We start from the raw sequence: 11872 nt of genomic DNA on the forward strand, positions 1-11872 counted from the left end.
CGGCCGGGCAGGCGCTCGGAGTGAAGCGGGGGAGCGGAAGGGGGCGCGTTCGCCGCGCGATCTGTCCGGCTGATCATCTCGCGCCTACCGTCGAAGTCAGGGCCTGGGCACGTGCGTGCGGACGAGGCCCGCGCGGACGGCGGGGAGGTTCGACCATGGCGGGAAGGAGCCCGCGGCCCGGGGACACCCACGACCCCGTAGAGCCGGGGCAGCGGCACGGGCAGGGGCACGGGAAGGCGCAGGAACCCGGGCAGGGGCTGGGACTTGGGCTGGTCTCCGGGCGCGACGAAGCCCTCGTACGCGTTCACGACCTCGCCGGCCGCCCTCGCGGCGTCGGCTTCGTCGCCGACCACCACGGCACGGTCGTCACCAGCCACGAGACCGTCGACGGCCTGTCCCGGCTGGTGCTGCACGCCGCCGGGGAGCGCAGCTGCGTCGTGACCGCCGACGCGGTGACCCCGCTGCCCGAGCTGGACCTGGCCCTCGTACGCACCGAGGGCCTCGGTGTGGACCCTCTTCCCGTCACGGTGCGGGACCGGGTCGAGTCCGGCACGTATGTGCGTGTGCCGGCCGGCTGCTGGCGTGAGGCGCGGGTGCTCGGCGCGGCCGGGGCGACCTACCCGGCCTCGGACCGCGTCCATCTCCTGGACGACGCACTGGAGTTGGCGATCGGCACGGCGGGACGGGACGCCTTGCGGCCGGGCGGCGGGGCCGCCGGGGGGCCCGTGCTGGACGCCGCGACCGGCGCCGTGGTCGGCATCCTCGGGACCTCCCTGCACAGCGACCACCGGGACGTCGGCTTCGCGGTCCCGCTGCGCCCCGCACCGCACGGCCCTCTCGCCGGCCTCCTCACCGAGAACGCGGCGACGGTCCCGGCGTACGCCGCCGACCTCAACCTGGCGGGCGTCCTGGAACTGACGGCCACGTCGGTGGGTCAGGACGGGCCCCCCGGAGTATGGGCGGGGAGCGCCGGTCCGGAGGGCGTGAGGGGGGCGTGCACGTTCGGCCTGGGGTGGTCCGGCATGGGTCAGCCGGGTGCGGCCGTGCCGGGTGCGACCGTGCCCGGAGGTGTGATGGAGCCGGCGGACGCGGAGCCGGTCGAGCGGGCCGGCGTGGTGGCGGAGTTCGCCGCGTTCGTGCAGGGTCCGGCCGTCGTCCTCGGCCTCGTCGGGGACCCGGGCAGCGGTCGTACGACGGAACTCGCGGCACTCGCCGCCCGGCGTCACCGCAGCACGGAACCGGCCCCCACGCTGTGGCTGCGCGGCGCCGACCTGGAGGACGGGGACGCCTCGGTCGCGGACGCGGCACGCCGGGCGCTGGCGCGGGCGGCGCGGATCGTCGCGGCCTCGCGGTCCGTCCTGCCCGCCGACCTCGGTGACCTCGGCCCGGACCGTCTCGCCCGGGTCTCCCGCAGCGCCGGCCGCCCGCTCCTGCTCCTCCTCGACGGCCCCGAGGAGATGCCGCCGGTGCTGGCCCACCGGCTGCCCGAGTGGACCGCCGGTACGGCGGCGTGGCTGCGCGAGGCAGGGGCGCGGCTGGTGGTGGCGTGCCGGGAGGAGTACTGGGAGGCGGCGGGGGCCGCGTTCCCGGCCGAGGCGCTGCACCGCGGGAGCACACCACTCGGCGCCGGTCCGTGTCGTCCGGTCCGACCGGCATGTGAGGACGGGGCCGGCGGGGGGCCGGCGGGGCCGGCGGCGGGAGCCCTCAGGGGCGGGGAGGGAACGGTCCGCGCGGGCGAGTTCCCCGAACCGATCCCGCCCCGCGTGCACCTCGAAGACCTCAGCCAGGACGAGGCCCGTCTGGCCCGCGCGCGCTACCGCATCCCCGAGCACGCCCTCGCGGACCAGGACGCCCGTCACCCCCTCACCCTCCGGCTCCTCTCGGAGATCCGCGCCGCCCTGCCCGACGCCCCCGACCTCGACCGGGCCCCCCACGCCCACGTCGACCGGCACGACGTCTTCTCGGCGTACCTCGACCTGATGTGCCTGCGCATCGCCGTCCGGCTGGCCGCCGAGCACGGCCTGCGCGGCTCGGCCGTACGCCGTCTCGCCGCCAAGGTCTCCGGCCAGGTCCACGAGGCCGCCCGCCGCAGCCTCGGTCCCGGCCAGGGCGAACTGGACCGGGAGTCGTTCGAGGCGGTGTTCCCGTGGGGCCCGGCTCCCGCGTGGCTCGGCGGCGGTACCGGCTGGGCGTCCGCCGTCCTCACCGAGGGCCTGCTCGTCCCCGCCGGCACCGGCTACCGCTTCGCCCACGAGGAACTCGCCGACTGGATCCAGGGCACGCACCTCGACCTGGACGAGGCCCTGCGTGCTCTGGTCCACCGCCGGCGGACCGATCCGTGTGGCACCCACACGTGTGGGGCCGATCCGTGTGGGACCGATCCGTGTGGGGCCGACCTGCACGGGACCGACTCGCACGGGACCGACCTGCACCGAGCAGATCCGCGAGGCGTCCACCCGGGCGGAACCGATCATCGAGGCGCCCCTCCGCTCCCCGTCCCGCATCACCGCATCGGCCCCGTCGTCCAGGCGCTGCTGCTCCTCGCCCGACAACAAGGAACCCCGCAACTGGCTTTGCGTCTGGAGGAGTTGGTGTACGCGCTCGACGCCGACCCGTGCTCCTGGTGGGCCGCCCGGCTTCTCGGTGAGACCCTCCGGCGCGTTCCCGACGCGACCCCGTACACGGCCGTCCTGCGCCTGCTCTCCGACCGGATCGTGGACCGGCGGCAGCGGGGCCGGCCGCTCCCCACAGGGCTCGGGCCCGGCTTCTGGGCCGACCTGCCGCTCCCGCGGGACGCCCGCCTCGGCCTCCTCCGCCGTCTGGTCCTCGCCGACGGCCCCCCGCACGAGGCCGGTCCCCGGTTCCTCGACGCCGTCGCCCGGCTGCTCACCGCCGACCCCACCGCCGTACAGGCGCATCTCACCCGCTGGTTCGACGACGAACGGCCGCTGCCCGCCACCCCGGACGCGACCGTCGCGACGGCCGCGCAGGCGCTGCTGCACACCCACCGGCACCAGGCCCTCGACGACCTCACGGAGGTACTCGTCGGCTGCGCGCACCGCCGAGCCGACGAACTGCTCGCCGTCCTGGCGGAGGACGAACCCTCCGCGCTCTGCCGGGCCGTCGACCGCTGGGCGCACGACGAGCGGCCCGCACGGCGGGTGGCGGCGGTGGCGTACGGGCTGCGCGCCGCCCCGCACGTACGCACCGAGGCCGACCGCGAACTGCTGCGCTACGCCGCCCTCGCCCTGCTGGCCCGCCCCGACGACTGCACCCTGCACGGCGGCGCGCTCGCCCTGCTGGTCCGCGACCCGTGCACCCGGACCCGCCATCTCCCGCGGGCGCTCGGGCACTTCCTGGCCGGCGACCCGCAGCTCCCGCCGGACGCGCTGGTCCCGGCCCTCGCCACTCACCCCGAGCCGGTCCTCGACGCCTTCCGCGCGCGGCTGCGCCGTCCGGACGCCGGAGAGGCGCTGCGCACCCTCGCCGACGTCACCACGCCCGCCCTGGCGCGCCGGGTCGCCGTCCTCGTCCGGGAGGCGGTGGAACGGCGCCCGGAGACGGCCTGGGACGTGGCCGCGTACGTCGACCGCCGACTGGACCACGGGCCCACCGCCCGGCCGGTCCTGCTGCCGCTGGTCACCGGTCTGCTGGACGGCGGCCCGGAGCAGGTGCGGGCGGCGCTCGCGGCCGTCCTCGCCGCCGCCGGCACGCCCCACTCCCGGCCCCTGCGGCAGGAACTCCTCGAATTCCTCCTGTCCCGCGAACACGACCCGTCCGTCCTGATCGCCGTGCTGCACACGGCTGCCGCGCGCCGCGACGATCTCCTCGTCGCCCGGGGCCTGGTCCACCGCACCGGCCTCCTCCTCGTCCGCACCCCGGACGGCGCGACCCGGTTCGACCGTGATCTCGTCGACCTGGGACGCCACGTCCCCGGCTTCGCCGCGCTGGTGGCCGGCTGGCTGACCGAGGCCCCCGGCGAGTGGGCGGCGGTGGTGGGCCCCAGCGCCCGCCGGATGATCGAGAACCTGGCGGGCGTACGCGTCCCCGCCTGAGCCTGCGAGCGAAGCGTGCGCCCGTGACGGTCGGGTGAGGGTAGTGCGGACGTGTGCGCCCGTGACGGTGTGCGTGAGCCGCGAGGGAAGCGTGCGCCGACGACGGTCGCGTGAGGGTGGGGCGGACGGGTGCGCCCGTGGCGGTCGGGTGGGTGGGGCGGACGGGTGCGCCCGTGACGGATGCGGGAGGTCGGGGCGGACGCCGCGGCCGTGACGGATACGTGCGCCCTGTCACAGGCCCCATGCCGATGCGGGCCGTGGGCACGCGGCATGGCACCCTTAGACCTGCGTAAGAGGTAGCGAGACGACACGGGTTCACGAGGATGCGACGAGGAGCGGTCACAGTGCAGCGCTGGCGTGGCTTGGAGGACATCCCCCAGGACTGGGGGCGCAGCGTCGTCACCATCGGTTCCTACGACGGGGTCCACCGGGGGCACCAGCTGATCATCCGGCATACCGTGGAACGCGCTCGCGAGCTGGGTGTTCCCGCGGTCGTCGTCACCTTCGACCCGCACCCCAGCGAGGTCGTCCGCCCCGGCAGCCACCCGCCGTTGCTGGCCCCGCATCACCGCCGCGCCGAACTCATGGCCGAGCTGGGCGTGGACGCGCTCCTGATCCTCCCCTTCACCACCGAGTTCTCGAAGCTGTCCCCGGCCGACTTCGTCGTCAAGGTCCTGGTTGACAAGCTGCACGCCAAGGCCGTCGTCGAGGGCCCCAACTTCCGCTTCGGCCACAAGGCCGCGGGAACCGTGGACTTCCTCGGCGAGCAGGGCAAGGTCTACGACTTCGAGGTCGAGGTCGTCGACCTGTACGTCCGCGGCGAGGCGGGCGGCGGCGAGCCCTTCTCCTCGACCCTGACCCGGCGCCTGGTCGCCGAGGGCGACGTCGAGGGCGCCGCCGAGATCCTGGGCCGCCCGCACCGGGTGGAGGGCGTGGTCGTCCGCGGCGCCCAGCGCGGCCGCGAGATGGGCTTCCCCACGGCGAACGTCGAGACCCTCCCGCACACCGCGATCCCCGCCGACGGCGTCTACGCCGGCTGGCTGCACGTGGACGGCGAGGCGATGCCGGCGGCCATCTCCGTCGGCACCAACCCGCAGTTCGACGGCACCGAGCGCACCGTGGAGGCGTACGCCATCGACCGCGTAGGCCTCGACCTGTACGGCATGCACGCCGCCGTCGACTTCCTCGCCTTCGTGCGCGGGCAGGCCAGGTTCGACACGCTGGACGCGCTGCTGGTGCAGATCGCGGAGGACGTCAAACGCTGCCGGGAGCTGATCGCCGCGGCCGGCTAGGCCCGCGTCCTCCTGCCTCCTGGCCTGCTTCCTGGTACAACCTCTTGCCACGCCGAAGGGCGGCCGGTGCCTCAGGGCACCGGCCGCCCTTTCCGTCACGGGGCTACTGCTGCGGCGGGGGAGGGGGCGGCGGGGTCTGCCCGTCGGACTGCGGGTAGCCGTAGCCGTAGCCATAGCCGGGGTACGGCTGATCGGGCCGGCCGGGATGTGTCGGCTGGCCCTGTCGCGGTTGTGGCTGCGCTTGCGGCTGTGGTGGTGACTGCGGTTGCGGTTGAGCGGGGTAGGGCTGGGGGTCGGCTGCCTGCGGGTAGGGCTGGCCGGGCTGGGCGGGTGGCTGGCCCTGCTGGGGGTAGGGCTGGGGGGCGTACTGCTGTCCAGGGCCCGGCTGTCCCGGCCCGCCGGGCTGGGGCTGCTGCGGGTACGGGCCCGGCTGCCCGGGGAACTGCTGTCCGGGAACGGGCTGTCCCGGATACGGCTGTCCCGGGTACGGCTGTCCCTGCGTCTGGTGGCCCGGCATCGGCGGGGCGGCCACCGGAGGCGGGTTGCCGTCGCTCGTCCACAGTCCGTGCGCCTGCTGATGCCGTACGAAGTCCTCCGCGACCAACGCCGCCAGGTTGAAGTACGCCTCCCGGACCTTCGGACGCATCATGTCGAGGTCGACCTCGGCACCGGCGGCCAGGTGCTCGTCGAACGGCACCACGATCACACCCCGGCACCGGGTCTCGAAATGCGTCACGATGTCCTCGACCTTGATCATCTTTCCGGTCTCGCGGACCCCGGAGATGACCGTGAGCGACCGTGAGACCAGGTCGGCGTACCCGTGCGCGGACAGCCAGTCCAGGGTCGTGCTCGCGCTGCTCGCACCGTCCACGGACGGCGTCGAGATGATGATGAGCTGGTCGGCGAGGTCGAGCACCCCGCGCATGGCGCTGTACAGCAGACCGGTGCCGGAGTCGGTCAGGATGACCGGGTACTGCTTGCCGAGCACGTCGATCGCGCGCCGGTAGTCCTCGTCGTTGAACGTGGTCGAGACCGCCGGGTCGACGTCGTTGGCGATGATCTCCAGACCCGAGGAGGCCTGGGAGGTGAACCGCCGGATGTCCATGTACGAGTTGAGGTACGGGATCGCCTGGACGAGGTCGCGGATGGTGGCCCCGGTCTCCCGGCGCACCCGGCGGCCGAGCGTACCGGCGTCCGGGTTGGCGTCGATCGCGAGGATCTTGTCCTGGCGCTCGGTGGCGAGGGTCGAGCCGAGCGCGGTGGTGGTCGTGGTCTTGCCCACACCACCCTTGAGGCTGATCACGGCGATCCGGTAGCAGGACAGCACCGGCGTGCGGATCAGCTCCAACTTCCGCTGCCGTTCGGCCTCTTCCTTCTTCCCGCCCAGTTTGAACCGGCTGCCGCCGGGTGTCGGACGGCTGCTCTTCGCCTTCTGCTTCTTGCTGTTGAGCAGCCGGTCCGAGGACAGCTCCACGGCCGCGGTGTAACCGAGCGGCGCGGCACCGGGGTTGGTCGGCTGCCGCTGGTCGTGCTGGATCGGCTGCGGCCAGGCGGCACCGGTGCGGGGGTCTACGGGTGGGGTGGGCTGGGGCTGGGAGTGGGGTTGGGGGAGAGCCTGGGGGAGGGGCTGCTGACCGTGGGCGTCGGGGTGCGGCTGGCCCGGGTGCGCGGGGTGTCCCGGGTTGCCGGGCTGGCCTGGCTGTCCGGGGTGGGCCGCGTTCGACGGGCCGGGCTGGCCGGGGTATCCGGGATGGGCCGCGTTCGGCTGCGGCTGTTCCTGCCGGCCCGGTTGACCCGGCTGGCCCTGTTGCGCCGGCTGCTGGGGGAAGCCGTATCCGCTCGGCTGGGGGGAGTTGGGCGGGTGGGGGCCGGCTGACGCGGGGTGCGGGAAGCCGTACCCCGGCTGCTGCGGGCCGGCCGGCGACTGGGCGGGGGGCTGCGGGAAGCCGTAGCCGCCCTGCGGCGGAGTCGGCGGGGTGGGCTGGGGAGCCGGCGGGGTGGGCTGGGGAGGCGCGGGTGCCGCGGGCGGCGGTGCGTTGTCGCTGCCGGGCTGCGGGAAGCCGTAACCGGCCGGGGCCGGCGGAGCGGGCTGCGCGTCGGGGGCGTGCCAGGCGGCCGGCGCGGGCTGCGGAGCCTGCGGCTGGAACGGCTGCTGGGGCTGTGGGTGCGGCTGCTGCCCTGGCGGCGTCGGCGGCTGGTTCTGGGCCGGACCCGGCTGCTGCGGGGCCGGGGCGTCCGGGTGGGACTGGGCGGGCCACTGCGCCGCCGTGGCCGGTGCGGCCGGCTGGTAGGACGGCGGCAACGGCGGAACACCGCTCTGCGGTGCCGGCGGGGGAGCCCAGGCGGGCGGGGCGTCCGGTGCGGGGACAGCGCCTGCGGGGACCCCGGTGCTCTGGGGGGCGCCGTTGTCGGGAGTGGCCTCGGGTGCGGCGCTGTCGGGGGCGGGGGCGTCCGGAGTGGGGCCTTCCGAGGCGGGGGAGTCCGCGGATCCGTCGGGTGTGCCGTCGGACTGCCGGGCGCTCTGTGTGCCGTCTGTGCCGGTGCCGTCTGTGTCGTCTGTGCCCTCCGGATCCTGGGGCGCGCTGGTCAGGTGGGTGAGGGACGGGGTGTCCTCGTCGGCGCTTCCCTGATCGCCACCGGAGGCGGACTCCTCCGCCGCGGCCGGGACCGGGCCCGCCTGATCGGCTGTGCCTTCGGTGTCGGCCGCACCCGCGGCGGGCTCGGCAGCGGTGTGGTCGGCGTCCGGCGCGGACGCGCTGTCCGGCGGGACCGGAGCGGCGGGCGCCGAGACAGGGGGAGTGGGCATCGCGACCGGAGCAGTCGGCATCGGGGCCGGAGCGGGCGTCGGGGGCGGGGCGGGCACCGGGGCCTGAGCGGGAGCCCCGGGACCGGCACCGGGACCGGACTGATGCTCTTCGGCGGCCGGTTGAGCGGCGGCCGGGTCGATGCCCCCGGTGGTCCCCGCGGCACCGGGGGTGGCACCGGCATCGGCTCCGTGAGCGGTTCCTGGACCGGTCGCGTGCACGGCAGAGGCATCACCGGACGTCTCGTCGGTGCGCACTCCGTCGGTGTGTGCCCCGGCGGTGTTCGCTTCGGCGGTGTGCGCGCCGGGAGTGTCCTCACCGCCGTCGCGCTCCGCGATCTCACGCTTCAACGAGGAGGCCGAGATCCGCATGGTCGCACCGCTGACGAGGTCGCCGTCCCCGGCCTCCGCGCCGGGCGCCGCGGGCGAGGTCGTCCAGGTCGGCTGGAAGGGACCGCCGGACGGCAGATCCGGTACGGCCACGGGGGGCCCGACCGGCGGGGGAGGCGCGGCGGGACCGCTCGCCGGGACCGGTGGCACGGGAGCCGACGGAGTCGAAGGAGCCGAGGGAGCCGAGGGAGTCCCGCCTGACGTGCCCGACGCGTTCTGCGTGTACCAGGCCGGCGGGGCGTAGTCGATCGTGAACTCGCCCGTCATCTCGATGGCGGACTCCGCGTCGGTCTGGTCGTCGTCGGGTGTGTCCCAGCCCCCGCGGATCCCGTCCCGATCGCTGTTCACAGTTCCTCCTGGTGTGGTCGAGCACCCTCATGCCGTGCTGGGGCGACCGTTCCTGTCGTCCGATTCGCCGGGCCGTTCCCCTGTGGGCCTCGGGCCCCGCGTCGCAGAGCCCGCACCGCCCGCTCGCGGGTACTCGCGACGTGCTCTGCCCCAGCCTAATCACCAAAACCGCGCGCCCGGCAGGCCCGCCCACCCGACGGGCTTCCGCAAAGGGCGCAAACACCTTGGACAGCTCACAAGTTGGACATGCCGTCCTGGTCTGATGCGTACCGCCGGGACCGCCCCGACCAGTCCCCGACGCGAGGTGCCAAGACGCCGGACCCAGGGCGCCGGAAACAAGGCGCGGGACGAGGTGTCAAGACGCTGGACCCAAGGCGCGGGACGAGGTGCCAAGACGCCGGACCCAGGACGCCGGACCCAGGACGCCGGAAACAAGGCGCGGGACGCGAGCCGCGTGCTCCGAGGGGCCGATGCCCGTCCCGACGCCGGTGCCCGCCCGCTATCGATTGCCCGCGCGAGTACCGCTGCCCGCCCGAGTACCGACTCCCGTTCCGACCCGGTGCCCGCCCGCCACCAACGCCAGGCGAGTACCGACGCCCGCCCGAGTACCGACGCCGTGCGATACCCAGGCCCACGGCCACGCTCACGCCGTGCGGTACCCAAGCCCACGCTCACGCCGTGCGATACAGGCTCCCGCCGTGCGATACCCGTGCCAACTCCCGCACCGACACCGCTGGACACCTCCGTGCGATGCCCGCCCCGGCCCCGCCGACTACACCCGCCTCAGTCCATCCGGCGGGCCACGCCCAGCAGCCCGGTCTCGGCATCCGTCGCCTGCGTCAGCACGTACTGCCGGTCCCGCTCCGTGCACCACAGGGTGAGCCCGTCCTGCAGGGTGGGCAGCGACTCGATCTCGGGACGCGGCAGCGCTATCACGCGCCCGATCTCCGCCGCCTCGTCCGGCGACACCCGTTGCACGCCGACCAGACGCGCCTGGCGCATCAACCGCGGGGCGACCGGGCTCAGATACGGAAGGAGCGTCAGCACGGACTGCCAGGGCGCCGACACCACACGTCCGCGCGGAGGCCGCATACCGCAGTCCCGCACGACCAGCACCGGGGTACCGGCCGACGCACCCTGCGGAGGCACCCGGCCGACGTCGTACACGGCCAGGCCGTTCTGCCCGCCGCCCATGGCGTGCACCATCGGCATCCAGGCCTGCGCCCGGCCCGTCTCCACGGCCACCCGCGCCCCGGTCGCCGCCGCGCGCAGCGCCAGGACCTGGGCCGTCCACAGACCGCCGATGAGGAGGATGTCGTACGGCGTCGGGCGGTTGACCCCGAGCACGGCGGGCTGGCCCTCCGCGTTCACGCCCGCCACCACACCGTCGTCCCCTATGGGCAGGGAGAGCGCGCCGATCTGTTCCACGGGCAGCGTGTGCCGCGGATGCCGTGGGCCCACCAGACCGAACCCGGTGCGCAGCCGCTCCCGGAGACCGGTGGCCGGCCCGGCGTCGGACGAGGACGTCGGCGTCGATGTCGGCATGGCCATCAGCGGGCACCTCCGAGCGGCAAGGTGGCGAGAACACCGGGGAGTTGTTCACGGTCCAGCCGCGCGAGCCCGGTCCGCGCCTGCCGCGCCGCACGCTCCAGCTCGCGCCGGGCGTCGGTGAGTTCCTGGTTGCTGCGGCCGGTGATCCGGAGGTGACCGGTGACGGCCACGTCCTGCCGGTCACCCCGGGCCAGGGTCAGGCTGAACGTCGTCGCCAGCGCGGGAACCGCCGTCAGCTGCGCCACCAACTGCGCCAGCGACGTGCCGGACTCGCCCAACTGGGGCCAGCGCCGCACCCAGTACGTGGTGTGCCGGCGGTTGTCGCAGCGCCAGCTGCGGCCGGCCTCCTCGGTGCGCCGCTGCGGCACCTCGCCCCGGCCGGCCTGCGCGGCCTGCGCCGTCACCATCGGGTTGGCGCACGCGGAGGTGGCGATCGCGGCCGTCAGCTCCTCCTCGGTGAGGATGTTCGCCACGAACCCCGCACCGGTCAGCCGACTGGACAGGTGCTCCGCCGACCGCACCAGACACTTCTGCGCCCCCACCAGCCCGCCGCCGCGCGCGGCCACCGCCTCCGGGCACAGCTCCGGGTCGAGCTTCAGCGCGATCCACGTGATGCGCACCGCCGGAGAGCCGGTCTGGGCCTGCAACGGGGCGTAGTTGCTCACCACGACGGACTGCTGGGGCAGGTGCAGCGCGGGCGCCGGCTGGGTGTGCACCACGATCTGCGCCGACTCCAGGAGGATCCCGTCGACGGCGAGGGCGTCCTGCACGAGGGCGACGGGCAGTGGACGGCGACTGCGCTCCGCGCGCAGCGCACCGGCGTCCGACTCCACCTGGAGGACCGCGGTGAGAAAGCCCCCGTCGCCCACCATGCCCACCGGCCGCCGCTGGTCGCGGTCGTCGCCACGGCTGTAGCTGTACGTCCTGAGGTTCGGGTCGCACTCCACGGCGGGCGCGAGACCGGAGTCGACACCCTGCGGGAGCGGACTGCTCGCGGCCTTGCGGGTGCGGGCCCGCAACGCCAGGACGGTGCCCAGCCATTCGGGCAGCGAGCGCCCCCGGCGTCGTACGAGAGCGAGCACGAGGAGGACCGCGGCGACCACGCCCGCCACTACCAGCGCGACCGTGCCGATGAGCCATCCGACCACGACGATCGCGGCGGCCAGCTCCGTCATCACCAGGCGTTGCACCGCGAAAGAACCCCCGCGCTCCGAGCGCGACTTCAGATGCGGGGAGACGGAGCCCTGGTACGGCGCGGAGGCGGCGGGCGTCACGCCCGGTCCCGCCGTCGGCGGCTGGGAGGAGGACGAGCCGCGGGCACCCGACCGGCCCGCGCGCCCCGACCGTGGCCCCGATTGCGATCGCGACCGGGCCCGCGTTGCGGAAGCCATCACTCCAAAACCCCCGAACTCTCCCGAATACCCTTGCGCTCC

Annotated in this window: 5 protein-coding genes; 2 read left to right on the forward strand and 3 right to left on the reverse strand. The window is 75.0% G+C overall.

Annotated elements, in window-relative coordinates; genetic code table 11:
* Window positions 1–155 precede the first annotated feature (155 nt).
* Both QQS16_RS29390 and QQS16_RS29395 read left to right on the forward strand, forming a co-directional pair.
* Complete coding sequence (locus QQS16_RS29390; protein WP_286065066.1) at window positions 156–4055, forward strand: trypsin-like peptidase domain-containing protein; 3900 nt, start codon at window positions 156–158, stop codon at window positions 4053–4055.
* 344 nt (window positions 4056–4399) lie between these two features.
* Entirely contained in the window at window positions 4400–5347 is a 948-nt protein-coding gene (locus tag QQS16_RS29395; protein WP_286065067.1) for a bifunctional riboflavin kinase/FAD synthetase, read from the forward strand.
* A 103-nt stretch (window positions 5348–5450) separates the two neighbouring features.
* On the opposite strand, the gene QQS16_RS29400 is transcribed toward QQS16_RS29395, so the two are convergent.
* The 3 genes from QQS16_RS29400 to eccE all read right to left on the reverse strand — a co-directional run bounded on the left by QQS16_RS29400 (window position 5451) and on the right by eccE (window position 11830).
* Window positions 5451–8888 carry an SCO5717 family growth-regulating ATPase gene (locus QQS16_RS29400; RefSeq protein ID WP_286065068.1) on the reverse strand — a complete coding sequence of 1146 codons (3438 nt, stop codon included), beginning with the start codon at window positions 8886–8888 and terminating at the stop codon, window positions 5451–5453.
* 783 nt (window positions 8889–9671) lie between these two features.
* Window positions 9672–10433, reverse strand: coding sequence for a hypothetical protein (locus QQS16_RS29405; RefSeq protein WP_286066493.1), 762 nt, complete (start codon window positions 10431–10433; stop codon window positions 9672–9674).
* Window positions 10434–10438: 5 nt separating this feature from the next.
* Window positions 10439–11830 (reverse strand): type VII secretion protein EccE, encoded by a 1392-nt coding sequence (gene eccE, locus QQS16_RS29410; RefSeq protein ID WP_286065069.1) that lies wholly within the window; start codon window positions 11828–11830, stop codon window positions 10439–10441.
* Window positions 11831–11872 lie beyond the last annotated feature (42 nt).

Origin of the sequence: Streptomyces sp. ALI-76-A (assembly GCF_030287445.1) — a bacterium.
Lineage (GTDB): Bacteria > Actinomycetota > Actinomycetes > Streptomycetales > Streptomycetaceae > Streptomyces.

What these genes read in the sequence shown, in the direction of transcription:
- QQS16_RS29405 (WP_286066493.1), bottom strand. Translation starts at nt 10,433, where the DNA reads ATGCCGACATCGACGCCGACGTCCTCGTCCGACGCCGGGCCGGCCACC.
- eccE (WP_286065069.1), bottom strand. Translation starts at nt 11,830, where the DNA reads ATGGCTTCCGCAACGCGGGCCCGGTCGCGATCGCAATCGGGGCCACGG.
- QQS16_RS29390 (WP_286065066.1), top strand. Translation starts at nt 156, where the DNA reads ATGGCGGGAAGGAGCCCGCGGCCCGGGGACACCCACGACCCCGTAGAG.